The 23363-nt window shown below is 42.5% G+C and carries 26 protein-coding genes and 2 pseudogenes; 8 read left to right on the top strand and 20 right to left on the bottom strand.

Translation table 11 applies throughout. The features are described from left to right. Positions 1-72 precede the first annotated feature (72 nt). Positions 73-1095 (top strand): C40 family peptidase, encoded by a 1023-nt coding sequence (locus tag N8M93_RS06600; protein ID WP_261130472.1) that lies wholly within the window; start codon positions 73-75, stop codon positions 1093-1095. Between the two features lie 354 nt (positions 1096-1449). Here the strand turns inward: N8M93_RS06600 and N8M93_RS06595 are convergent, their stop codons facing one another. From N8M93_RS06595 to N8M93_RS06575, 5 genes are all read right to left on the bottom strand, one after another. Beyond that, the gene (locus tag N8M93_RS06595; protein ID WP_261130471.1) at positions 1450-1914 is read right to left on the bottom strand and encodes a hypothetical protein; all 465 of its coding nucleotides are present in this window, start codon (positions 1912-1914) and stop codon (positions 1450-1452) included. A gap of 15 nt (positions 1915-1929) precedes the next feature. Continuing rightward, on the bottom strand, positions 1930-2526 hold the full coding sequence (locus N8M93_RS06590) for a sulfite oxidase-like oxidoreductase (RefSeq protein WP_261130470.1): 597 nt from the start codon (positions 2524-2526) through the stop codon (positions 1930-1932). A 256-nt stretch (positions 2527-2782) separates the two neighbouring features. After that, positions 2783-4105, bottom strand: coding sequence for a Na+/H+ antiporter family protein (locus N8M93_RS06585; protein ID WP_261130469.1), 1323 nt, complete (start codon positions 4103-4105; stop codon positions 2783-2785). 222 nt (positions 4106-4327) lie between these two features. Then, positions 4328-5824, bottom strand: a complete 1497-nt coding sequence (locus N8M93_RS06580; RefSeq protein ID WP_261130468.1) for a leucyl aminopeptidase — start codon at positions 5822-5824, stop codon at positions 4328-4330. A gap of 57 nt (positions 5825-5881) precedes the next feature. Next, on the bottom strand, positions 5882-6259 hold the full coding sequence (locus N8M93_RS06575; RefSeq protein WP_261130467.1) for a DUF309 domain-containing protein: 378 nt from the start codon (positions 6257-6259) through the stop codon (positions 5882-5884). 118 nt (positions 6260-6377) lie between these two features. On the opposite strand from N8M93_RS06575, the gene N8M93_RS06570 reads away from it, so the two are divergent. Together N8M93_RS06570 and N8M93_RS06565 are read left to right on the top strand one after the other, a co-directional pair. Continuing rightward, positions 6378-6860, top strand: coding sequence for a divergent PAP2 family protein (locus tag N8M93_RS06570; RefSeq protein ID WP_261130466.1), 483 nt, complete (start codon positions 6378-6380; stop codon positions 6858-6860). Positions 6861-6872: 12 nt separating this feature from the next. Beyond that, on the top strand, positions 6873-7694 hold the full coding sequence (locus N8M93_RS06565) for a cobalamin-binding protein (protein WP_261130771.1): 822 nt from the start codon (positions 6873-6875) through the stop codon (positions 7692-7694). A 193-nt stretch (positions 7695-7887) separates the two neighbouring features. Here N8M93_RS06565 and N8M93_RS06560 read toward each other — a convergent pair whose 3' ends face one another. The 6 genes from N8M93_RS06560 to N8M93_RS06535 form a co-directional block, all read right to left on the bottom strand. Further along, positions 7888-8583 (bottom strand): 3D domain-containing protein, encoded by a 696-nt coding sequence (locus N8M93_RS06560; RefSeq protein ID WP_261130465.1) that lies wholly within the window; start codon positions 8581-8583, stop codon positions 7888-7890. A 362-nt stretch (positions 8584-8945) separates the two neighbouring features. After that, positions 8946-9269: a YuiB family protein gene (locus N8M93_RS06555; protein ID WP_261130464.1), complete on the bottom strand. Its 324-nt coding sequence runs from the start codon at positions 9267-9269 to the stop codon at positions 8946-8948. A 117-nt stretch (positions 9270-9386) separates the two neighbouring features. After that, the gene (locus N8M93_RS06550) at positions 9387-9524 is read right to left on the bottom strand and encodes a YuiA family protein (protein WP_221566639.1); all 138 of its coding nucleotides are present in this window, start codon (positions 9522-9524) and stop codon (positions 9387-9389) included. A gap of 139 nt (positions 9525-9663) precedes the next feature. Then, a complete protein-coding gene (locus N8M93_RS06545; protein ID WP_261130463.1) occupies positions 9664-10149 on the bottom strand; it encodes an NUDIX domain-containing protein in 486 nt (161 codons plus the stop codon). A 296-nt stretch (positions 10150-10445) separates the two neighbouring features. Further along, positions 10446-10568, bottom strand: coding sequence for a hypothetical protein (locus N8M93_RS06540; RefSeq protein WP_261130462.1), 123 nt, complete (start codon positions 10566-10568; stop codon positions 10446-10448). Between the two features lie 274 nt (positions 10569-10842). Continuing rightward, entirely contained in the window at positions 10843-12042 is a 1200-nt protein-coding gene (locus N8M93_RS06535; protein ID WP_261130460.1) for an NAD(P)/FAD-dependent oxidoreductase, read from the bottom strand. Positions 12043-12324: 282 nt separating this feature from the next. Between N8M93_RS06535 and N8M93_RS06530 the strand changes: the two genes are divergently transcribed. Next, on the top strand, positions 12325-13317 hold the full coding sequence (locus N8M93_RS06530; RefSeq protein WP_261130458.1) for an NAD(P)/FAD-dependent oxidoreductase: 993 nt from the start codon (positions 12325-12327) through the stop codon (positions 13315-13317). A 166-nt stretch (positions 13318-13483) separates the two neighbouring features. Here the strand turns inward: N8M93_RS06530 and N8M93_RS06525 are convergent, their stop codons facing one another. After that, entirely contained in the window at positions 13484-13615 is a 132-nt protein-coding gene (locus N8M93_RS06525; protein ID WP_261130457.1) for a hypothetical protein, read from the bottom strand. Positions 13616-13691: 76 nt separating this feature from the next. Here N8M93_RS06525 and N8M93_RS06520 point away from each other — a divergent pair, with 76 nt between their 5' ends. Continuing rightward, the gene (locus N8M93_RS06520) at positions 13692-14075 is read left to right on the top strand and encodes a hypothetical protein (protein ID WP_261130456.1); all 384 of its coding nucleotides are present in this window, start codon (positions 13692-13694) and stop codon (positions 14073-14075) included. Between the two features lie 7 nt (positions 14076-14082). On the opposite strand, the gene erpA is transcribed toward N8M93_RS06520, so the two are convergent. The 6 genes from erpA to N8M93_RS06490 all read right to left on the bottom strand — a co-directional run bounded on the left by erpA (position 14083) and on the right by N8M93_RS06490 (position 18405). Then, positions 14083-14436, bottom strand: a complete 354-nt coding sequence (gene erpA / locus N8M93_RS06515) for an iron-sulfur cluster insertion protein ErpA (protein WP_396125395.1) — start codon at positions 14434-14436, stop codon at positions 14083-14085. Between the two features lie 77 nt (positions 14437-14513). Further along, positions 14514-14690 carry an aspartyl-phosphate phosphatase Spo0E family protein gene (locus N8M93_RS06510; RefSeq protein ID WP_261130455.1) on the bottom strand — a complete coding sequence of 59 codons (177 nt, stop codon included), beginning with the start codon at positions 14688-14690 and terminating at the stop codon, positions 14514-14516. Positions 14691-14760: 70 nt separating this feature from the next. Continuing rightward, positions 14761-15639 carry a diaminopimelate epimerase gene (dapF, locus tag N8M93_RS06505; RefSeq protein ID WP_261130454.1) on the bottom strand — a complete coding sequence of 293 codons (879 nt, stop codon included), beginning with the start codon at positions 15637-15639 and terminating at the stop codon, positions 14761-14763. Positions 15640-15654: 15 nt separating this feature from the next. Continuing rightward, entirely contained in the window at positions 15655-15885 is a 231-nt protein-coding gene (locus N8M93_RS06500; RefSeq protein ID WP_261130453.1) for a hypothetical protein, read from the bottom strand. A 450-nt stretch (positions 15886-16335) separates the two neighbouring features. Beyond that, entirely contained in the window at positions 16336-17553 is a 1218-nt protein-coding gene (locus N8M93_RS06495) for a NupC/NupG family nucleoside CNT transporter (RefSeq protein ID WP_261130452.1), read from the bottom strand. A 615-nt stretch (positions 17554-18168) separates the two neighbouring features. Further along, positions 18169-18405, bottom strand: coding sequence for a YuzB family protein (locus N8M93_RS06490; RefSeq protein ID WP_221566647.1), 237 nt, complete (start codon positions 18403-18405; stop codon positions 18169-18171). A 194-nt stretch (positions 18406-18599) separates the two neighbouring features. On the opposite strand from N8M93_RS06490, the pseudogene N8M93_RS06485 reads away from it, so the two are divergent. From N8M93_RS06485 to N8M93_RS06475, 3 genes and pseudogenes are all read left to right on the top strand, one after another. Continuing rightward, positions 18600-18773: pseudogene (locus N8M93_RS06485) on the top strand (TetR/AcrR family transcriptional regulator); the annotation flags it as partial. A gap of 411 nt (positions 18774-19184) precedes the next feature. After that, positions 19185-20249, top strand: a complete 1065-nt coding sequence (locus tag N8M93_RS06480) for an NAD(P)/FAD-dependent oxidoreductase (RefSeq protein WP_261130769.1) — start codon at positions 19185-19187, stop codon at positions 20247-20249. Positions 20250-20534: 285 nt separating this feature from the next. Then, positions 20535-20756 (top strand): annotated as a pseudogene (locus tag N8M93_RS06475) (NifU family protein); the annotation flags it as partial. A 364-nt stretch (positions 20757-21120) separates the two neighbouring features. On the opposite strand, the gene N8M93_RS06470 reads toward N8M93_RS06475, so the two are convergent. Beyond that, positions 21121-22101, bottom strand: coding sequence for a D-glycerate dehydrogenase (locus tag N8M93_RS06470; RefSeq protein ID WP_261130450.1), 981 nt, complete (start codon positions 22099-22101; stop codon positions 21121-21123). Between the two features lie 111 nt (positions 22102-22212). Beyond that, positions 22213-23232, bottom strand: coding sequence for a spore coat putative kinase YutH (gene yutH, locus N8M93_RS06465; protein WP_261130449.1), 1020 nt, complete (start codon positions 23230-23232; stop codon positions 22213-22215). Positions 23233-23363: the final 131 nt, after the last annotated feature.

The following is a 23363-nucleotide window of genomic DNA, read 5'->3' as shown; positions in this document are numbered from 1 at the left end:
AAGGTGTTTTTTGAAAAATGACTAAAAAGCAACACTCTTTTAGAAAAGAGCCAAAAATGAAAGGGGATTTCTATGGAACTTTTTAAAAAATGGTTGGTTGGTTTTCTCTCTCTTGTTCTTGTTGCTTCATTTTCATTAGAAGCGGTCAGTGCAAAAGATTTGGCAGATTTTCAGACTGAAAAAAACGCTTATGTGGATGTCGCTGCGGCTACACTTTGGGTAGCACCTGATCTCTTACGTCCGGTGGATGAACCATCTGCGACAAATCCAGTCGATCTTCGGGAATGGACAAGTTCAATGACGTATGAGGAAAAACTCTGGCTTGTAGGAAACCTCGAAACTCAAGCCTTACTCGGATCTAAAGTAACAATTTTAGAAGAACAAGGAGATTGGGTGAAAGTTGCAGCACATGAACAGCCTACACCAAGAAACGATGAGGGTTATCCTGGCTGGATGCCGAAAGATCAGTTAACTGAGGGTAGCGGTTTCGGAAAGATGGTCGATCGGAAACCGATGGCTATTGTTAAAGAACCTACTGCTTGGTTATATGAAGACAAGCAAAAGTCATCTGAATTCATGGAAATCAGCATGAACACAAGGCTGCCTGTCTTGAAAGATGCTGGCGAGATGACCCTGGTATTGACGCCAAGTGATGGCGCGAAATGGTTATCATCAGAAAAGGTCGAGGTTTACGAATCTAAAAGTGACATCCCGAACCCGACTGCTGATGATGTTCTTGCAACCGCAGAAAAGTTTCTTGGACTTCCTTATCTATGGGCAGGAATGTCAGGCTTCGGTTTTGACTGCTCAGGTTTCACCCATACCGTTTATAAAACGAACGGCATTACAATTCCACGTGATTCCTCTGTCCAAGCGACGCATGGTACACCAGTTGACGAGGAAGACCTGCGAAAAGGCGATTTGATTTTCTTCGCTTATGATAACGGACAAGGCCGTGTTCATCATGTCGGTATGTACATTGGTGACGGGAAGATGATCCACTCGCCAAACTCCAGCACCACTGTCAAAATTGACGACTACGATGCACCCGGCTACGGAGAAGAATACGCAGGCGCAAGAAGATACCTCGACTGATTAGTGTACCAGGCATCGATTTAGTCTGAAGCGGTGCCTGGCACCATTTTTGATCCTTACTCTCCCTAGGAGTCTGAATCGGTGCCAGGTACCATTTTTGAGCCTTACTCTCCCTAGGAGTTTGAATCGGTGCCTGGCACCATTTTTGAGCCTTACTCTCCCTAGGAGTTTGAATCGGTGCCTGGCACCATTTTTGAGCTTACTCTCCCTAGGAGTTTGGATCGGTGCCTGGTACAGATGTGGTTAAACGAAAAAGAGCAACCGGAGGGCTCTCTTTGCCCTTCGGTTGCTCTTTTATCCTATATTATCGTGGTTTCTATTTTTTTATGTAGTCTTTCACCTGACTTTCTACTTTCAGGAAGTGGCCGCGGTCAGTGATTTCAGGTCCATCTCGAAGATCTCCTTGTCTTTCTCCCCTTTGATTGCTTCATTGGCATCCATTGCGAGCTCAATGTATTCCTTGTACTTATCCAGATGCCCACCAACAAAGGCTGCACGTGCCAGCGCTTCATATGCATAGGCGAGATCGAAATCCCCGATATTGTTTTCCAGGCAGTAGTCCAGACTTTGTTGAGCATGGTAATGAGCGCGGTCTGTGACATTCAATATCGCATACACTCTCGAAATCTGCCATTCTCCCCTGGCGAAATTGACCGGTTCCCCTATAATACCCCAATGGTGGCGAGAAGTATGGGCTGCGTGAATCATTTCCAGCTCCTCATCAGCATTACGATCTTCCTTTTCAATTAGATCCCAGACTTTGTTGAACAGGTCGACGGCACATTTCCGATGGAACTTATGTAATTCGCTCTTTTCCATAATACCCTCCTTGAATTAATCCCAACTGAACCTCTCTTCCTTCCAAAGACGCCCTTGCATATGGTAACCATTCCGTTCCCAGAACCCCGGCTTGTTTTCAGCTATGAATTCAATCCCGCGGATCCATTTTGCGCTCTTCCAAAAATAAAGATGCGGAATGACCGCTCGGAGAGGGAATCCATGCTCCGGCGTCAGCGGTTTTCCATCATGCGTGTGGGCTAGAAGGCTTGTTTCTTTTAAAAAGTCCTCTAAAGGGAGATTCGTTGTCCAATCTTCTTCTGCATGAATCATTACATAATTCGCTTCAGGTAGGATATTGACCTTCTCCATTAAAGCTTTTGTCGAAATTCCTTCCCATTGGTTATCCAGCTTTGACCACCCAGTCACACAATGGATATCATTGTTCAGCTTAGCAGAAGGCAATTCCATCACATCATCATAGGACAGACGAACTTCTTCCTCTACCAGCCCAAATAACCTGAGATCCCATTCATTCAAATCCTCGTAATATGGAACATCCCCGTAATGAAGCACCGGCCATTTTTTCGTAACGATTTGATTCGGCGGCACTCGCTCACCTTTTTCCTGCTCCTTTTCTTTTCCGAAATACATATGCAATCACCTTTCCAATTGAGAATGTCGTGATATTTATCGATGCTGTTCCGATTTTTTTAAACTTCTGGGGCGTTCACAGCACTTTGTCGTGATTATCCTACTCACATTGTTCCCTAATACTCTCACAATTCTTCACCAGTAAAGAAAATTTGGTAAAGTCAAGCCTTAGCGCAGGCTGAGCCTTAGTTTTTCTTATATTTTACTTTCTTTATAAGTAAAAAAAGACCTCCTACAAAAGAGAGGCCTCTCTAACCTAAAAGATGATTGCAGCGATCCACCCGAACAAGACAAGAGGGATGTTATAGTGCAGGAATGTCGGTACACATGTATCCCAAATGTGATTGTGCTGACCGTCTGCGTTAAGCCCTGCAGTTGGTCCGAGTGTACTATCCGAAGCTGGGGAGCCAGCATCCCCCAGTGCGCCGGCTGTCCCTACAAGTGCGACGATCGCCAGCGGGCTGAAGCCCAGTTCTTGTGCAAACGGGACAAAAATCGTTGCAATGATCGGAATGGTCGCAAAGGATGAACCGATCCCCATCGTCACGAGCAACCCGACTAATAGCATCACGAGCGCTGCAAGTACCTGATTCCCGGCAAACACCGCAGACGCGCCCTCAACGAGTTTTTCGATGTCCCCTGTCTTCCGCATGACCTCAGCAAAGCCCGCAGCCGTGATCATGACAAATCCGATGAACGCCATCATTTTCATTCCATCTGTAAAAATGACGTCCGATTCACGTATGGAAAAGGAGCCTGCAAAGAATAAAAGGATGATACCAGTTAGTGCGCCCATGATCATCGATTCCGTAAGTATTTGCACAACAACAGTCGCAATGATTGCGATGACTGCAAATGTAATCGATCTTTTTGAAAACTCAGCGGAAATATCTTCGCTTTCATTTGCAATATCTTTGTGTTCATAGGTCCGTGGTTTTCTGTAAGAGACGAATAAGGCAATCAGTAAACCGATCACCATCCCTATGACAGGAAGACTCATCGCTTTCGGGATCATCGTCATCTCTACAACTAATCCGCTTTTCTCCATTTCTTCCTGGATGATCTGGTGGAAGATCAGTCCGAATCCGACTGGCAGCAAAATGTATGGCGCAGTCAATCCGAACGTGATAGATGAAGCAAGTGCTCGTCTATCCATTCTAAGCTCGTTGAAAATCATCAACAATGGCGGGATCAGAATCGGAATAAATGCAATATGGATCGGTATCAGGTTTTGTGAAAAGATAGAGATGGTTACGATGATAATAAGCAATAGGGCTTTCGATAACACTTGTTTTCTTGTATCGCCTTGTTTTTGTGTCACTTTAAGTGCTCCGGAAACAAGCACTTCCGGCAGCCCTGTTTTTGATAGTCCTAATGCAAATGCCCCTAAGAGTGCATAACTAAGTGCGATTGTGGCATTGTTGCCCAATCCATCTGTAAAAACAGCGATCGTCTCGTTGATGCCTAATCCCCCGACGATTCCTCCTGTAAATGCACCAATGGCAAGGGCTAATACAACCTGTACGCGCATCAAGCTCAAAATAAGCATGACGAGTACAGCAATAACGACAGCATTCATGTTGTTGACCTCCAAAATATCCTTTATCTCGATAAATCACTAATGCATTAAAACCCTACACAATCTAACATGGATTTTCAGGAGTGTCAACATGTCCGTCCTACACTCAGAGATATCTGCGTAAAGAAACTTGGCGGGGCCAAGCCTTGTGAAGGTCGGATCTTAGTCGCCCTTATACATTAAAAACTCCCCAGCATGGCACTGGAGAGCATCTTCGGTTTCTTATTTCGAATCGAATTTTTCAATCAGTTTTACGATGGAGCGGGTCATGACACCAGTTGCTCCTTTTGGACCGAGTTCAGTCGTCTTATTACTGTAAGCTGTTCCCGCAATATCGAGATGCAGCCAGGGTGTGTCCCCGACAAACTCAGAAAGGAAGACACCACCCTGGATCGGATGTGCAAGTTTTCCTGCTGAGTTGACGAAATCAGCGACATCGCTTTTTCTCAGGATATTTTTATAAGGGCCGAACATCGGCAAACGCCACGCATACTCGCCTGCTTCTTCTGCAGATTGCTCAAACTTCGCGAAAAATTCTTCATCATTTGTCATGACACCCGATGCAATATCACCGAACGCGACAACAACGCCGCCAGTCAGTGTCGCTAAATCGACGAGATAGGATGCGCCAAGTTCTTTTGCGTAGGTCAAGGCATCAGCTAAAATCAAACGGCCTTCAGCATCGGTGTTCGTCACTTCGATGGTTTTACCGCTCATGGACGTGATGACGTCCCCTGGTTTCATTGCAGCTCCGTTGATCAAGTTTTCACTGGATGGAATGACGAACATGATGTTCACGTCAGGCTTCAAACGGCCGACTGCTTCCATCGCACCGAGTACAGCTGCACTGCCGCCCATATCCGATTTCATTTCGTGCATGTTAAGAGCAGGTTTGATGGAATACCCCCCGGCATCGAAGGTAAGACCTTTTCCGACAAAAGTAAGGACGTCTTCCCATGCTTCTTTCGCCTTATATTTGACGACAATCATTTTCGGATCTTGCTCAGAACCCTGGCTTACTGCAAGCAGAGCACCCATCCCAAGCTCCTTCATATCTTCACGTTCCAAGACGTCAAATTCGAAATCATATTTTTTCGCGATATTGACAGCTTGTTCTGCAAGATCTGTAGGTGTCAGCAAGTTTCCTGGTGTATTGACAAGGTCACGTGCGACATTTGTTCCTGCAGCATATGCTTCACCCGTTTTCAACGCATGATTGACAGCGGTTGCATTTTCTTTAGAAAAGACAGTGATTGCCTTCAATTCATAACGTTTGTCTTCTTTCTTTTCTTTATAATCTTCAAATTGGTACGTTGCAAGGATGAATGCTTCTGCCAGCGCGTGTGCGGTTTGCTTGAAGTCAAGATCTGAGTGGAATGAATCAAGTGCAACCGTAATATCCTCCTGTTTACTGTTCTTAAGTTCCTTTGCGGCTCTGCCAAACGCATCACGAACAGTACGGTATGTAAGATCTTTTTTCTTCCCTAGGCCGACAAAATAGATACATTTGACCCCAAGTGCGCCTAACGTATGGACTCGTGTCACTTTTTTTGGTTTCGCGGAAAGCTCTTCGCTCTTGAAAAGTTCAGTGATGTGACCACTGAGTGAATCATCAATTTCTTTAGTAATGCCTGTTGGTTTCTTATCATCTGAAAATAATCCTACGACTAACGTATGTAATCCTTCCCTGAGGTCAACCCCATTTTTAACAGTAAACATCTAATTCCCCCTATTGTTCTCTTTTTATTTTACATTATATCGAAATATTTCGTTTACCTAAACATCTTCTTTTAAATACAAATAAATTTCCGGTAATGCAGGCAGTTTCCCAACCTCATCGTAAGGTACGGAATCAAATGGAGGTAACCGTTCCAAGCATTCTTTTACAAAGTTGGATAGTTCCGCTGTATCCAGTCCCCAATACATATTCGGATAAAGCTCGAAACATTCCAATGCACGCTGGAACATCAACCTAGCTCCTTTTACATTACCATACTCGTAGTGGTAAATCGCGACTGACATTTGCAGCAAGCCTTTTAAAAACAAATTCTGCTTGTCTGTCATCCAAATTTCCTCAAGAAGATCATGACATGTGTAATAATCACCTTCATTGAACTTGATGAAGAATTGATAGTATTCAAACGGATAATCCATGTCCTCTCCTCCTTCCTCCATCATACCACGTGCATATCTGTCGTAAAATCCGGGTAATCATTCCATAGAGGGTATGATAAACTTAAACTACTTGTAATAAAGAAAGGACGTTGCATTCTTGGAGGGACTATTGACGAATTATCCATTATGGAGCGCAATTTTTGCAATTTTGTTCGCACAAGCAATCAAAATTCCAATCATGTATATTTCATCTAGAAAACTTGAATGGAGTCTATTCTTCAGTACTGGTGGGATGCCGAGCTCCCATTCGAGCGGAGTCACATGTCTATCGACTTCGGTAGGATTGGTAGAAGGGGTCGATTCCACTTTGTTTGCGATTACAGTAGTATTCAGCGTAATCGTCATGTATGATGCGAAAGGTGTCCGCTGGCAAGCGGGAGAGCAAGCGATTGTCCTGAACCAACTGGTACGTGATTTTCAACATTTAACAACTGAAATCAAGAATTGGCCTAAAAAGAATGAAGAAGAAAAACGGAGAGAGTTGAAAGAATTGCTCGGCCATCGCCCAAGTGAAGTTTTTTTCGGAGCAATCCTTGGAATCGGGTTAGGTTTTGGAATTTATTACGGTTTTGTCCAATAGGGGGTGTGCAAGATCCGCATTGTATCCATTTGTCCAAGTAATACAGAATTAGCTGTTTATCTCGGATTGACCTCTTCTCTAGTCGGAGTGGATGATTATTCCGATTGGCCCGCAGAGATCGACAAGCTCCCACGATTAGGTCCGGACCTTGATATCGATATCGATCAAGTGGAAGCACTGAAACCAGACCTCGTCCTTGCCTCATTAAGTGTACCTGGCATGGAAAAAAACATTGAACGATTGAAGGAACGGGACCTCCCTTTTCATGTGTTCAATCCGAATTCGTTGGAAGAGATCGCTTCAGACCTGATTACCTTAGGGAAATTAGCAGGAATCGAAGAACATGCTCAAAAGATCGTTGAACATTATCGTGAGCTGATAGAGAACTATCGCAGGATCGCTGGAAAAATTGATGAGAAACCGGAATTGTATTGGGAATGGTGGCCGAAACCTGTTTTCACACCGGGGAAAACAAATTGGCTTACAGAAATCAGTGAACTGGCTGGAGCTGTCAACTGCTTCGCCGATCAAGACACAGCAAGTTATCAGACGGATTGGAAAACCGTACAGAAAAAAGAACCCGATCATATCTGCCTTGTGTGGGTAGGTGTACAGACTAAGAAAGTTAATCCAGCAGTTTTGGAAAAACGGCCAGGCTGGAATGACATGAACGCGATGAAAGCGAAGAACGTCCATGTCCTGGAGGAGCCTTATTTTTGCAGACCATCTCCAAGGCTCTTGATCGGATTACAAAAAATAGCTTCGATCATCCATCCAGAACACTACCCGGCTTATAGCGAGGAACAAGGCGATCCTCTGTTGAAGCCGATTTGATTACAGGTTAGGGTTTTGCGGATGAGTCCGGGTTTGGGCGCATTTTATGTAATGAAGAAGTTTTGCCCGTTAAGTCTGGTGAACTCGTGGGTAAACTACTAGATCGTAAAAACAGAAAGAGGACCACCTTCGGAACAACTCTATTTATTGGATGTCCTGGGTGGTCCTCTTTTTAGTATGTGCTTTTGTCATGTTAAGTATCTTTTGGCGGAAACATCTGCTGACGGAAAACTTGCATCGATTCCTGTTCATTCAATTTTGTAAGCTCCTGCTCTGTCAGCGAGCCATTCCCTTTTTTGATAAGGTAGACTTCTACCTTCTTTTTTCCCCACTCCTTATAAACATCCTTGACTTCCTTGTAATAAAGATCAATCTTCTTATTTTTTATGGCAGAGCCCGTATCGGCAACTACTCCGTATCCATAACCCGGAATAAACAGAATACTGCCGATTGGAAAAACAGATGTATCTGCAGCAATCGTAGAGTAAAGGTCACGACGTACTTTCACACCGGACTTTGTTATGCCATAGGCTGGATGTGCTTCTGTCTTGCCAGTCGATTCGACACCAGCTGTGTAACCGGTCGCAACAACTTCTACTTTAGGATAGCGCCCTGTATCTACCATTTCAGCTAATGGATTTTCTTTTGCGATGGCTTCATTCGCCAACAACAAAGGTGTTTTTGTATTGAACAGTGATTTGAACATCATCGCTGTCTTCTTTTTCATATGATCCACCGCGTCAAGATTGATAGAGATTTCTCTTTGATTTGTCAATGCCATTAACCCAGAAGCCTCTACACCAGAGAATTTACTGAGTGTCGTGAATAAAGCCAGGATGAATAAGCAGGTCATAAGAGTGCGTTTCAGGATTGTTTTTACAAACTGCATCTCTTCACTCCTCTCACGCCTAATCCTTTCCAAAATAACCAGAAAGTATTCATGAGAGTGATGAATGGTCAGAAAATTCAATTAGATCCAGTGCCAGCTCGTGTGCCTCAGCTCGTGTGCCTGGCACCGAAACAGAAGTCAATCGCACCAACGTTTCCCAGTCGGTGCCAGGCACCTTGCAGAAACATTAATATAGCGGGCTTTATTTTCGGTGCCTGGCACGCTTTCAAAGTCCTTCTCTCCCAAGGCTTCTTCGGGAGTGCCTGGTACAAGAACGCAAACGAAAAAAGGGACTCACCCAGACATCGTTTTTATTCGATGAATGGGTCAGTCCCTTGTATTTCATATGAAATTATGACATTCTAGAACATTTGATAGCCTCTGACTCTGAGCATTTTGATTGATACACCAGAGAGAATAGCACCTAATAAACCGAATAATAAAACTAATAAATCAGAAAAGTGCAAGTGTACAATGCTATTCATCAATTCAGGAAATGACGAGCCTGGTGCAGTAAAATACTCTGTCAACCTAACGTCGTCAACAATCATGATGACGACAATCGGGTAAATGACAGCCATGACCCAAGTCATTCTCAGAAGCATATTGAGCAGAAAGCCGATTCCAAAAAACAAAACCATGAACAAAAGCATGGAAATGATCAGTGTTGGAATAGTTAACGGCATAATGGTCACCCCTTTATATCCATTGACTAGTTTACTGTATATAAACCTATCGAGTCAATGCTAGCGAAAGGGGTCCATTAAATAAAATGACTCATGTTCAAAAACCTGTCATAACTCTTAATTGTGCTTTCGTCCACTACCGCCGCAATGATCACAAGTTTCTGATCCGCCAAGCAGTAGTTGGAAGTAGCCGATTCCTTTGCAATATTGACATGTAGCAGATTGAGGATTTCGGTTCTTTTGATCTTTTTTCATGGATGTCACCTCTTTTTTAAATTTTCAGATAATATAACATCCTATAAGTTTTTTGAAAAATCTGATATTTGTCTATATGCCGCCATGTAAACGTATACAACGGTTTTTTCCTCTCTGTATTTATGTTTTTCGGACTTTTTTAATGCAAATTGAAGATTTTATAGTTTGTATAACCAAATTCGGTTCCAGGATCCAAATCATGTGTCGAAAAACCGTTTGAAGCGTTGTTGTTATCAAGAAAAAAGTGAATCATGAGCGACGAATCAGGATCTTTCAACAACTCATGTGTAGAACGGAATGCTGCTTCTGCAATTTCATTGTCTTGAGCCTTTAATATCCCTCCAACAGCAGTCAGTTCAAAAATGATCATATTATCACTGATTCGTTCCTTGATGACGCCTGATCGCATACCGAGAACCCCTGTAATTTCCGCTTCAATCCCGGTCTCTTCTAAAATTTCTCGTTTAACCGCTTCATCCATCGTCTCCCCTTCATCGACGAAACCAGCTGGAAAAGACCATTTCCCTTTCAGCCCACCATATTTCTTTTTCACGACCAACCAGTGATCATTTCTTTTAACGATACCTGCAACTGCCAGCCAGACGTTCTCTCTTTTTCGTTTCAAAAGATTCCTCCCCCTTCTTTTTTATATGTATTTGAAACTCATTCACAAATTCAAATAAACAAAATACTTTCTTTAAATATAGGCTTTTTAAATAATACTGAAGATTTCTGACTAAGTTTAATTGAAGCGGAATTTACGACACTCCCCCGGGGGCAGCGAGCTATATTGACAACCACACCTAATTTTGCTTTTCGTTTGTCCGTATGGAGCTGTCATACGGACAATCAAACCTGATTCTGCTCCTTTAATGGTCGTATGGAACCTTCATACGGACAAACAAACCTGATTCTGCTCCTTTAATGGTCGTATGGTGCCTCCATACGGACAATCAAACCTGATTCTGCTCCTTTAATGGTCGTATGGCGCCTTCCGATTCTGCTCCTTGAATGGTCGTATGGAACCTTCATACGGACAATCAAACCTGATTCTGCTCCTTTAATGGTCGTATGGTGCCTCCATACGCGTTCGTCACATCTATTTAAAATCTTTATGAGTGAATCCACGCTGAACTAAGTCTTTGTTTGGTTCGAGCATCCCCGTCCGTTTTCCAATGACCTACGTGCCTAAAAAGTTCGCTTCGCTTTTCATTTGCCCATGGAAAGGGAGTGAATTTCGCAAAAATTAATAATAAATCCTAAATATAAAAAAGAGTGAAGCTGATTCATTCAGCTTCACTCCTCATTGTATCAAATCTTAGAATAATTTAAGTTTACCTTTTTTCACAACGAGTGGAACTCCGCCTAACAAGAACAAGTAGCGGTTATCGATGATTTTCTTCATCGCAGCTGCAGTTGCTCCGTAAAGCTTTTTGTTACCGACTTTACCGATTGCTTCTCCTTTACCTAGTGAAGCGACTGTACCTTTAATTTCTGGTGTAAAGGTTTCTGTCTTACCACCATTGATAAGTGCTTTCAAGTTACGAGCAACCGTAAATGCTTGTTGGATTGCAATTTGTGCAGTTGGAGGGTACGGACGGTTGATTTCCTCATTGATGATCAATGCGCAATCACCAACGATGAAGACGTGGTCTTTACCAGGCGCGCGAAGGTCACCTTCCACTTTAATACGGCCTCGCATCGTTTCAAAACCAGAGTTCTCAACAATGGAGTTACCTCGGATACCAGTCGTCCAGACGATTGTATCAGCTTTGATTTCTTCCTCTTCTAAAACAACACCGTCTTCTGTCACTTCTTTAATCGGTGTTCCAAGCATGAACTCGACACCTTTGCTTTCTAGAAGGTTCACAGCATACTCGACAAGCTCTTCATCAAAGCCTGGAAGTACTGTTGGCGCTGCTTCAGCACAGATTAAACGAACTTTTTCACGAGGTACATCGAACTCTGCGCAAAGTTCAGGAAGACGATCTGCCATTTCACCAATGAACTCGATTCCAGTGAATCCAGCACCCGCTACAACGATTGTCAGCATGCTGTCTGATGGATCCGGCTCATTATTATAGCTAGCGAAAAGATATTCGATGTGCTCACGGATTTTACGGACCGTATTGACGCTACGGATGTTGAATGCGTGATCTTTTACTCCTGGAATACCGAATGTTTCAGACTCGAAACCAAGGCCGATTACGAGATAGTCGTAAGTAAGCTCTCCATTTTCCAACTTGACAGTTTTTGCGTTATCGTCGATGGAAACGACTGTATCTTGAACAAAGTTGATACGGTTCGTGTCGATGACGTCCTTGATCGGCATACGAGTACGATCGTGGTGTAGGGTGCCTGCCGCAGGTTCGTGCAGCCAAGTGGTTTGATAATGATAATTATGTTTATTTACTAACGTGATTTCCGCTTCGTTCATCCCAAGTTCTTTTGTGAGACGAGTTGCAGTCATTATTCCGCCATATCCAGCGCCTAGAATGACGATCTTTGGTCTACTCATTTCCTCATCCACCTCTTTTTATTTTTTAAAAAAATCCTGGACAATCATAATATTTATAGATTAGTTCGAAAAGTTTGTTACGTTTTTCACGTACTATTACGCAAAATGTCACAATTTATCCGTATTTGTCCCATGGTCAATCTTAGACCTTTTCAAAATTTTTTTCAACCCATAACTGTGAACTTTTTTACGAACATACCTATTACACAGTTTTTCCCTTTTCTAAATCGTTTATTAAGGGTTATAATGGGTACAAATAGAAAACTGGGGGTGTAGAATGATATGACCGAGCAACACGATGTCTATGACGTGACGATCATAGGTGGAGGGCCGACAGGGTTATTCACCGCATTTTACGGAGGCATGAGACAGCTAAAGGTAAAAATCATCGAAAGTATGCCTCAGTTGGGGGGCCAATTATCGGCGCTTTATCCTGAAAAATACATATATGATGTTGCAGGATTCCCGAAGGTTCTCGCACAAGATCTTGTGGATAATTTGAAAGAACAAGCTTTTCAGTTCAACCCGTCCGTAGCATTAGAGCAATCTGTGCAAAAAGTTGAAAGAATGGATGATAACAACTTCAAGCTTACAACTGACAAAGAAGTCCATTATTCGAAAGCTGTGATTATCACCGCAGGAGTAGGAGCTTTCCAACCACGACGCTTGGAGCATGACAATGCAAAAAGCTACGAGGGGAAAAACCTCCACTACTTCGTCAACGATCTCAATGCATTCGCTGGACAAAAGGTTGTCGTTTGCGGCGGAGGAGATTCCGCAGTAGACTGGGCGAATATGCTTGAACCGATCGCACAAGAGGTAACACTGACTCACCGAAGGGATAAGTTCCGAGCACATGAGCACAGTGTTGAACAGCTTATGAATTCCAAAGTCCAGATCAAGACACCATATCAAATCAAAGATATTATTGGTGACGATAATCGTGTCAACAAAGTGGTTTTAAAAGAAAACAAAGGCGACAACGAAGAAGTGATCGAATGTGATTCACTCATTGTAAACTATGGTTTCATCTCTTCACTCGGACCAATTAAAGAATGGGGACTTGAAATCCATAAGAATTCCATTATGGTGAACTCCCGTATGGAAACGAATGTACCTGGCATATACGCAGCTGGAGATATTTGTACTTACGACGGGAAAGTGAAATTGATTGCAACAGGATTCGGTGAAGCGCCAACCGCGATCAACAACGCAAAAGCCTACATCGATCCAAACGCAAAAGTACAACCCATGCACAGCACAAGCCTATTCTAAGCCAAAAGACTTCGGCCAATCCAGCCGAAGTCTTTTTATATTGAGATTGGTGTGTACCTGGCACCAAGTATAAACGTTGATATAGCGCTGTTTTTTCACGGTGCCAGGCACCATTTCAGAACCCTTGCTGCGCCTGGGTTTTCAAAGTGTACCTGGCACCGTCTTTCTACAGAAGGTAATACATCAGATATATGAGTAATCCCAGGAATGGGATACCTAATATGAAGCCATATACCATATAGTTCGCGTTCATGATCTTCTTATCTCGTGTCGATTTGTCATCTGCCTTTTCAACCACTGTTCCAGTCATCTCCTTTTTACTGTTAGTATGACCGAAACCGTCTGATTTTTATTACAGAATTGGAAATACACTAATGAAGCTCTCCGCTAAATTAATATTGATCATTTTAACGTTATTCGGGACAGGTGCAGGAGAAAAAAGCATGAAGCTGTCCCTTAACAAGGTGATATATGGGACACAAGCAGGTGAAAAACACGCGGAGCTGTCCCTTAACAAGGCGATATGGGACAGGAGCCACGGTAAAACGCGCGGTACTGTCCCTAAACAAGGCGATATGAGACACGAGCAGGTGAAAAACGCGCGAAGCTGTCTCTTAACAAGACGATATGGGACAAGAGCCACGGTAAAACGCGCGAAGCTGTCCCTTAACAAGCGATTCGGGACAGCTGTCCGAAAACGGAAATTTTTCCACCCAAAAACAAAAAAAGCTGACACCCTATTAGTGCCAGCTCGTTAACAATATATCAGCATTCTTCCGGTGTTCCTTCGTTCGTTGCGGTTTTGAATGATGAACCGCATCCGCATGAAGCGATTGCATTCGGGTTGTCGATCGTGAAACCGCCACCCATCATGTTCTGCTTGTAATCAATTGTTGTGCCTTCCAAAGCTTTTTTACTATCTGCATCAACAACTACACCTATTTCATGCTGTTCAAATGTCGTATCCGATTCTTGAACTTCACTATCAAATCCCATGCCATATGAAAGGCCACTGCACCCTCCGCCTTGTATGCCAACACGCAGATAAAGGTTATCTCCTTCTTCAGCAGCCATCATTTGCTTAATTTGATTTGCAGCAGCTTCCGTGATAATAATCATCAGGATCACTCCTTTCATATCTCTATATTCTAGTATACAGTTCAACCTTTAGAACCTCAACCATCCAGACTCGATTTTCAGTCTTCCTTCAACCGGATCAAGTCATTATGCCTGCGGTCTATTTCCTGGCTATAATACAATACTTTGGGATGATTCAAACCTAATACACGAGCGGTACGGATCATTTCACTGCGCAAGCATTCAATTTGCTCATTATATTTTTTGAACAGAGTCAATTTCGATGTCTTAACCATTCGCCACCACTCCCATAATACACGCTAGATGAAAGGTGTACCTTAAAAATTGTATCGTACTGTCTTGGTGCTATTTCAAGTTCTCACCATCATAATAGTACGTTCCTTCACAAATGGTGACGGCCGGCCCTGTCATCAAGACCTCACCGCTTTTAGTCCATGTTACATATAAATCTCCGCCTGATAAATGGACCACAACTTCGTCATTTCGATTTGCCTTATCATTCATGACAGCAGCCACAACCGCTGCACAAGCTCCTGTTCCACAGGCCTGTGTGACACCAGAGCCCCTTTCCCAAACACGAAAATGCATTTCTTTTTCATCAACTATTTCGACAAACTCAACATTGACACCTTCTGGAAAATTTTTCGCTTTTTCTAGGACCGGGCCCACACTTAGAACTGGTGCGCCTCCTATCTCATCAATAAAAAAGACAGCGTGAGGATTACCCATTGAAACCCCGGTCATTTCAAGCTGATGGCCCTCGACCTCGATCTTTTCCTTTAAAATGATATCATCAGGACTTCCTACATCAACCATTGGAAGATCAGCACGCTTCAATCGCGGTTCCCCCATATTGATGGTAACCTGATGTACTTCATGTCCTTCAGGATGAACCCGTGCTTGTACAATCCCGCCAAGGGTTTCGATTGAAAAATCCTCCCCTTCGACAAGTTCATGTTCATAGGCATATTTCGCAACACAGCGTAATCCGTTTCCACAGTTTTTCGCTTCAGAACCATCATTATTGAAAATTCGCATCAGCACATCTGCTCGCTCAGATGGACCAATCAGGATCAGACCATCGGAGCCGATTCCTGTATGCTGGTTCGAAACAGAAATTGCGATAGAAGAAAGCCGGTCCTCTGGAAGTGATTCCTCAAATAGATTTACATAGATATAATTATTTCCTAGTCCGTGCATTTTAGTGAAGTTAAACTGATCCATTTTCCACTTCCTCCATCATCGCAGTTGTTCTGTCGTCCAAAAATAATCTTCATCCGCCTTTAAAATCGTCATTTTCGAATGACAACATGGCATGATCAAATATGTTCGAAAGCCTTCCTTTGCATTCTGAAGGTCTTCTTCTTTTAAATTCGTCAAAATATTTTCCTTGTCGCAATACGGGCATTGCTGGATATAAATATCTTTCATCATCCGTTCATACGGCCATGTGTATCTGAAAGAAGACATACTTTTCCCCCTGCTTTTCTCTTTGTTTTATTAGTATAATCAGCTTTTTGATGAATGACAATGAATAGTTCCTACTGTTAAAGAAAACATCACTTTTTACTATCTAAAACCTTTATAGATAACATTTACTGAGATAATGGAATGCAGGAAAATAGGTACATTTTACTCATTAAAAGTTATGTCTATTTGTGTACTAGACTAAAAATTTCAGGATAACTCTAAAGAACTTCCGCCCGTCGTAAAATTAAAGAAAACATAGTAAAGCCAAACCTCAGGCGCAGGGTGAGCCATCAGTTTCTCGAAAAAGCAATTGCTTTTCCTTCGTGCGATGTATTGTTTCCGAAGCCACCAGCTTGTGCACTTATACTGATTAATGTATTTCATATTTTCTTAAAGTGTTAAAAAATAGTCCCCCGCACAAAGCGAGGGACTATCCATCAAACTTCTAAGTTAGATCAACATACCAGCGATTGCTGCACTCAGCATATTTGCTAATGATCCAGCAATGATCGCCTTGACACCAAGTTTCGCGATGTCTGGACGACGGTTTGGCGCAATACCACCAAGACCACCCAGTAGAATTGCAAGAGACGATAAATTCGCAAATCCACAAAGTGCGAAACTGACAACAGCTACCGTTTTATCACTAAGTTCACCAATTTCAGGTGCAAATGCAGAATATGCAACAAATTCATTCAGAACAAGCTTTTGTCCAATGAAGTTACCTGCACGTACCGCTTCATCCCATGGTACCCCAACGATGAATGCGAATGGAGCGAATACATAACCAAGGATCAGTTCAAGTGATAATTGGTCATAGTTGAACCATCCACCAATCCAACCAAGCAATCCATTAACCATTGCGATCAATGCGATGAATGCAAGCAACATTGCCCCGACGTTCAATGCAAGTTTCAATCCATCGGAAGCTCCGCGAGCCGCTGCATCGATAACGTTGACTGCTTCAAGGTCTTTTTCCATTTTGATTTCATCTGTTGTTTCAGAAACCTCTGTTTCAGGCAAAACGATTTTCGCCATCACTAGCCCAGCTGGTGCTGCCATGAAACTTGCAGCTAATAGATATTCAAGTGGTACACCAAGCAAGCTGTACCCGATCAATACAGAACCAGCGACTGACGCCAGTCCCCCGACCATTACCGCAAATAACTCAGATTGAGTCATTCGTGGCAAGTATGGGCGAACAACCAATGGTGCTTCTGTTTGTCCAACGAAAATGTTCGCTGTTGCAGAAAGTGACTCAGCTTTACTAGTACCTAATAAGAAAGAAATAGCTCCACCTATCAAACGGATAACCCATTGCATGATTCCTAGATAGTACAAAACTGCGATTAAAGATGAGAAGAAAATGATGATCGTCAATACTTGGAATGCGAAAATAAATCCAAGACCGCTGTCTTCGGCCACGAGTCCTCCAAAAAGGAACTTAATTCCTTCATTTGCGTTGTTAACAATGTTTTGAACAACCATTGAGACTTTTTGCAATGCTGCTTTACCAGCACTCCATTTCATAACAATAAGTGCGAATCCGATTTGGATTGCTAAACCACCTAATACGGTTCTTAGTCGAATTTTCCTCTTGTTATTCGACACAAGAAACGCAATCAGCAAGATCGTTAAAATACCACCGATCCCCCATGCAAATTGCATAATGTTCACTCCCCTAATGTATTGTAAAAATCCGAAAACGCTTTCTTTTTGCGTCAAGGTATGTTGTCTGACATCTAACGTTTCACCATTAATAATGTAACAGAATTCGACAAAATTACAAGGGTTAATTTTATTTTCAGAATTGTTCCACGTACTCCAAAATTTTCATGTGCCTTCTTAATTATGTAGATTCCCCCACTTGTCCATATCTATCCATACTATTTCGTAAAACTACTCTACTTTTAGTGCCTGTAATTGTAAAATTCTACGAGAAATACACTCCCTTTACGTGGGCGAACCGGAAGCCTCCTCATTTGCACAAGCTGCCAACACAAAAATGAAATCGATTTTCGTGTCTGCGATGAGAATTCTAAGAAGCTATACTTCTGCTGACATCGACGTTCACCACAGGACGTGGTGGTATTTAGTCGAAGGTCATTATTATAGTCGAAGATATTTTATAAAGGTGAAGTCTCGGACCACTTAATGTCGTAAATTTCACTTGAATGATCTCAAAACAAACTAAAGTCAACTAAGATATAAGTTTACAAATCTAACCATAAAGAAAAGACCTCTTCCATGAAAGAGATCTTTCCCAGTTTATCTATATGACCCTTAGAACATCGGGTTTTCTTCTAAATATTGATAAACGTTGTCGACAAGTTCCTCAGGTGTTTCACCCGGAACGTATTCACCGTTCACTAAAGCGTACGGTGATCGAAAGCATTGTCCACAGTTTCCGAGACAACCATATTCAATTACATCGAGGTTCGGATCCCGTTCGAGAATTTCTCTTGCTTGTTGGGATCCGTTAGCCAGATTGCTTACGCAGAATTCGATGATTGGTCTCATTTTCAACCACCTTTCTTTCCATCCTTATCCTACATCCTTACACTGTTTTCCGTCAACATACCTGACTCAACAACATTATTTTACATATCATTATTGTAGATTTACCACAATTTCGTTATACTACAGATGACCACGGTCATTTATTGGTGGAACTGAGAAAAGACACTTCAGTTTTTTAAAATGTGTATAAGGAGATGCAGCTTGAAGTGAACCGCAACAAAAAACGAACTTTCACTGAAGAAAATATCGTCAAAGCTGCGTTGGAACTTTTCTATGAAAAAGGATATGCTCATACAAGCGTCAAGGAAATCACCGAAAGAGCAAATATTGCAAAAGGTACGTTTTTCAATTATTTCCCTTCTAAAGAGGATTTAATGCAGCATTTTGCCGAAGAACGCTTACATACATTGAGTATTTTCTTAGGAAAAGGGTATATTCTTTCACAACCCTTCCAAAAGCAAATGGAAGTATTGGTCCGTCATCTATTAACGTACTATGATCTTGATTCGGATTTTACGAGGGATCTTTGGGCGACCGTCATTACCGATAATAGTCCTTTGATCAAGTATTGGATGACGATTTTAAATAGAGGAAGCATAAGAGGTGAGTTGAGTTCACAAATCGATTTGACTACTTGTGCCCATGTTTGCAACAGCCATTTCCATTATGTTTTGTCGACATCACACACCGACGACACGAAGGACGCTTTGATTCATCGGGTCATGACATTATTGGAAGTCAGTATACAAGGATTTTACGAAAAAAGGGGAAATGACAGAATGAAAAAGCTTGTCATCTTAGGCGCTGGATATGGCGGTATGAAGATAATCCATGGATTACTTGATTCCGAACTTCCAGAAGACATACAAATTACCTTGGTGGATCGTCTGCCATATCATTGTTTAAAAACGGAATATTACGCGCTTGCTGCCGGTACAGTTTCAGATCATCACATACGAGTGAGTTTCCCTGAGGATTCACGGGTCATCGTTAAATATGGAGAGGTTGCCGACATCGATCTTGACAACAAAAAAATCAATTTCGAAAACGACGAACCTCTAGAATATGATGATTTGATCATCGGTCTGGGCTGTGAAGACAAGTATCATGGGGTCCCTGGTGCACCTGAACATACGTTAAGCATACAGACCATCGATAAATCACGTGAAACTTATCAGAAGTTGAATAACCTGCCGCCGAAGGCTGTTGTTGGTGTAGTAGGTGCTGGTTTAAGCGGTGTGGAACTGGCAAGTGAACTGCGTGAGAGCCGCCCGGATTTATCAATCAAGTTATTCGACCGCGGTGAAACGATCCTTTCCGCTTTTCCGAAACGACTAAGTAATTATGTACAAAAGTGGTTCATCGATCATGGTGTCGAGGTCGTCAACAAATCCAACATTACACGTGTTGAGCCCAACATGCTGTATAACAACGAGGAAGCGATTCCTTGTGACGCAATTGTTTGGACGGCTGGGATCCAGCCGAACCGGGTTGTTCGAGAAATGGATGTTGAAAAAGACGAATCTGGACGCATCGTCTTATCGCCTCATCACCATCTCCCAGACGACCAGCATGTGTTTGTCGTCGGTGATTGCGCAAGCCTCCCTCATGCACCAAGTGCTCAGCTTGCTGAAGGACAAGGAGATCAAATCGTGGAGGTGCTGTTGAAGCTTTGGAAGGACGAACCTTTGGAGAAACTCCCCAAAATCAAGTTGAAAGGTGTTCTCGGTTCACTTGGGAAAAAGCATGGCTTCGGCATGATGAAAGGAACAGCCCTTACCGGCCGAGTTCCACGACTTCTGAAATCCGGAATTCTATGGATGTACAAATACCACACGAACTAAATCTTCAATAGGGGCTGTCCCATAAGTGCCTGACACTTTCTTAAGGGACAGCTTCTCTTTTATTTGCATTTTTTTACACGTATATTTTTCAGCTTGATTATTATTTAGGTTCATGTAATTGAGAAAAGTAAGAGCAATCTTCAGATTAAGCTAAAAACTTTCTTACGTCTTATTTCATACGCTTTTGTTATGTGATAAGATAAATAATGTAGGTAAACAGCTTTTTACAATAGCATTTTTTCATAAAAATGATTATAATAAAAAATAAGAAAGGGGTAGATATTTATGCGTGAACAAGTCGAAGAGGTACTTGATAAATTACGACCTTTCCTGCTTCGTGATGGTGGAGACGTTGAGCTAGTAGATATCGAAGACGGAATTGTAAAGGTTCGATTGATGGGAGCATGCGGAAGCTGCCCAAGTTCAACGATTACATTGAAAGCAGGTATCGAGCGTGCATTGCTTGAAGAAGTACCTGGGGTAACGGAATTAGAACAAGTATTTTAAAATTGACGAAGCTGGACTTTTTTCGCCTGGCTGAGCGATCGTGTTATAAATTGGAAGAGCGGACCATAGAGATCCGCTCTTTTTTCTATTTGCTTTTTTAATAAAGTAGTAATCTTTAATAAAGGCTGTTTTCGCAACTTTGTTGCTCTTGAAAGTCGTTGATTTCCGCTCCAGGATGCTCGCTTTCCGCGGGGCGTGCGGTGAGCCCACTCGTCGCCTTGCGACATGGAATGGTCTCACCTGTCCCGCTGATCCCGCAGGAGTCTCGCACCTTGCTCTCCAATCAACTAGCACAAGATGGTTCTTTACAAAAATGACCCAAAAGCAACAATCTTTTAGAAAAGAGCCTTACTAAAACACCTTACTATTTGATTTCATCCCAATTTACTGTAGCTTCGGGCTTTTCTCCCTTCAAGACATTCCTGATATTCCGCGCTGTCATGCTGCACATCGCTTTTCTTGTTTCTACACTTGCGCTCCCGATATGCGGCAGACAGACGACATTTGGCAGCTGCACCAACGGATGATCTTCAGGAATCGGTTCTTTCTTAAACACATCTAAGCCAGCACCAGCTATGTCTCCCTGTTCGATTGCCGCCACAAGATCTTCTTCAACGACAGCACCACCTCTACCTACGTTGAGAAAAATCGCATTCTTTTTCATTTTGCTGAAAACGTCCCGATTGAACATCCCTTCTGTTTCGGAAGTCAACGGTGTCAAATTCAGAACAAAATCTGAACGTTCCAGAATTTCATCAAAAGAAGCGTATGTTGCTCCCAGTTCCTTTTCTGCTTTTTCATTATGTGATCGATTATGATATAAAATCTCCATTTCAAAACCGGTAGCCCTTTTTGCTACTGTTTCTCCAATCCGCCCCATCCCAACGATCCCGATGGTTTTATGATGAACATCCTGACCCGCTAGTAACAACGGACTCCAATTTCCCCACTTTCCCTCTTTGATATAGTGTTCTGCTTCTGGTATCCGGCGAGCAGTGGCCATCAGGAGGGCGAAAGCGAGATCTGCCGTCGTATCGGTCAATACATCCGGTGTGTTACAGACAATAACTTCGTGTTCAGTAGCTGCCCCGACATCCACGTTATCATAACCGACAGCAAGGTTTCCGACGACTTTCAAATGTTTTGCCCGCTCAAACAATTCACGATCGATTTTATCAGAAAGGATTGTATAAAGGGCTGTTGCCGTTTCTGCTTCCTCTAATAAAATCTCTCTTGGTACAGGTGTGTCTTCATAATCCCACATTTTTACATCTGCTACTTCACGCAGCGGTGCAATCGTATCTTCAGGTACTTTTCTAGTAATGAAAACAGAAGGGTTGTCCATTTTCGTTTCACTCTCCTTGATCTATTGGTCTATATGTATCGGAAGGCGCTAATAAGTGCTTTACAAGCTTCTCACTTGTCAATACACTTACGTAAAAGCCCCCTCCTGCTCTTACGACTTCGTCAACCATCCAACTGGCTCGAATTGGACGACATCACGTGGAAGTCCACTGATATTAAAGAAATTCTTCATGAAGGATTCGTGATTTTCCTCAAGTGATAAGACATACTTGAGATGATTCGCCAGGCCCTCTCTCTCATGAGATCTGGTCGCATTATAATAGGTTTCTACAACATCAAAATACGTCGCTGGATATAGTAAACGACCATATAAAAGGCGCCATCCTCCTCTAGTTAATGGCTTTTCCTCTGTATAATCACTAAGGAATCCGGAAATCACATCCCCTTTTGCTTGTTGGGTGACCAGATGACGTACATATTCTGCAACATCACGAACAGGATGATCCACAACCAGGTTAAGAGGCAACTTCATGAATAGATTATCGTTTTGTTTGATCGGAATCCAGGACCCTGAATGGAATCGTTCATGGGTGATCGTATACGTCCCTTCTTCTTTACCGTTCCGATCATACTCATAATCGACAATATATTGAATCGCATTTTCCGTCAATCCTTCATAGTAAGGAAACGATTCGTAAAATAGAAGGTCGAACTCACTCGATGGTCCATTTTGACTGATTGAGTGATAACGCTCTTTCAATTGATCAAGCCGGGATGTCCAGAGATCGATCCACTGGTTGTAACGGATCAGTTCTTCATTCATCACCGGAAAGTTTTCGCCGGCCTTATGGAATTTTCCTAACTGTTGGCCGATCGATCCACGTTCCGACCGTTCGAACCTCGGGAGTTCAAAGAGAATCGTATCCTGGCCTTCGACTCTAGAAACCACTCTTCCCCTTTGGTTCGTCACCCAGGCAGGCAAATCCTTTTCTCCCTTTTGATTTAAATAATTCATGATGGTCTGCATATCCTGCAGCATCAGGTAATTCCCATCCATCATCGGTACCAACACATAATAGCGATCATGTGCACGAAATCCCTCATATCCCCCAATACGAGTTCGTTGATCGACATATAAATTATAGTGGTGATATATTTCGCGCTCTAACAAATGCTTTCACTCCCCTCCCATGTATATATAGTTTATGAAACAGATGGGTGGAGTGTTTATCTTTTTACTCGCAATTTTTGATTTTGTTCATAACATAACCTAAACACCATATACTAAGAAAACTTGGCACA

This window comes from Bacillus sp. Marseille-Q3570 (assembly GCF_946151055.1).
In the GTDB taxonomy this organism is placed as follows: domain Bacteria; phylum Bacillota; class Bacilli; order Bacillales; family Fictibacillaceae; genus Pseudalkalibacillus.
The sequence above is the reverse complement of the archived record's forward strand: the minus strand, read 5'-3'. Positions and strand labels throughout refer to the sequence as shown.

Excerpts from the sequence above, each read along its gene's own strand:
- N8M93_RS06580 (WP_261130468.1), bottom strand. The coding sequence starts at position 5,824 with ATGTTTACTGTTAAAAATGGGGTTGACCTCAGGGAAGGATTACATACG.
- N8M93_RS06600 (WP_261130472.1), top strand. The coding sequence starts at position 73 with ATGGAACTTTTTAAAAAATGGTTGGTTGGTTTTCTCTCTCTTGTTCTT.
- N8M93_RS06495 (WP_261130452.1), bottom strand. The coding sequence starts at position 17,553 with ATGCAATTTGCATGGGGGATCGGTGGTATTTTAACGATCTTGCTGATT.
- N8M93_RS06470 (WP_261130450.1), bottom strand. The coding sequence starts at position 22,101 with ATGGACAACCCTTCTGTTTTCATTACTAGAAAAGTACCTGAAGATACG.
- dapF (WP_261130454.1), bottom strand. The coding sequence starts at position 15,639 with ATGGATCAGTTTAACTTCACTAAAATGCACGGACTAGGAAATAATTAT.
- N8M93_RS06585 (WP_261130469.1), bottom strand. The coding sequence starts at position 4,105 with ATGAATGCTGTCGTTATTGCTGTACTCGTCATGCTTATTTTGAGCTTG.
- N8M93_RS06595 (WP_261130471.1), bottom strand. The coding sequence starts at position 1,914 with ATGGAAAAGAGCGAATTACATAAGTTCCATCGGAAATGTGCCGTCGAC.
- N8M93_RS06510 (WP_261130455.1), bottom strand. The coding sequence starts at position 14,690 with ATGGTTAAGACATCGAAATTGACTCTGTTCAAAAAATATAATGAGCAA.
- N8M93_RS06530 (WP_261130458.1), top strand. The coding sequence starts at position 12,325 with ATGACCGAGCAACACGATGTCTATGACGTGACGATCATAGGTGGAGGG.
- N8M93_RS06575 (WP_261130467.1), bottom strand. The coding sequence starts at position 6,259 with ATGGATTATCCGTTTGAATACTATCAATTCTTCATCAAGTTCAATGAA.
- N8M93_RS06500 (WP_261130453.1), bottom strand. The coding sequence starts at position 15,885 with ATGTCTTCTTTCAGATACACATGGCCGTATGAACGGATGATGAAAGAT.
- N8M93_RS06550 (WP_221566639.1), bottom strand. The coding sequence starts at position 9,524 with ATGAAAAAAGATCAAAAGAACCGAAATCCTCAATCTGCTACATGTCAA.
- N8M93_RS06520 (WP_261130456.1), top strand. The coding sequence starts at position 13,692 with ATGAAGCTCTCCGCTAAATTAATATTGATCATTTTAACGTTATTCGGG.
- N8M93_RS06490 (WP_221566647.1), bottom strand. The coding sequence starts at position 18,405 with ATGAGACCAATCATCGAATTCTGCGTAAGCAATCTGGCTAACGGATCC.
- erpA (WP_396125395.1), bottom strand. The coding sequence starts at position 14,436 with ATGATTATTATCACGGAAGCTGCTGCAAATCAAATTAAGCAAATGATG.
- N8M93_RS06555 (WP_261130464.1), bottom strand. The coding sequence starts at position 9,269 with ATGCCGTTAACTATTCCAACACTGATCATTTCCATGCTTTTGTTCATG.
- N8M93_RS06535 (WP_261130460.1), bottom strand. The coding sequence starts at position 12,042 with ATGAGTAGACCAAAGATCGTCATTCTAGGCGCTGGATATGGCGGAATA.
- N8M93_RS06560 (WP_261130465.1), bottom strand. The coding sequence starts at position 8,583 with ATGCAGTTTGTAAAAACAATCCTGAAACGCACTCTTATGACCTGCTTA.
- N8M93_RS06480 (WP_261130769.1), top strand. The coding sequence starts at position 19,185 with ATGAAAAAGCTTGTCATCTTAGGCGCTGGATATGGCGGTATGAAGATA.
- N8M93_RS06590 (WP_261130470.1), bottom strand. The coding sequence starts at position 2,526 with ATGTATTTCGGAAAAGAAAAGGAGCAGGAAAAAGGTGAGCGAGTGCCG.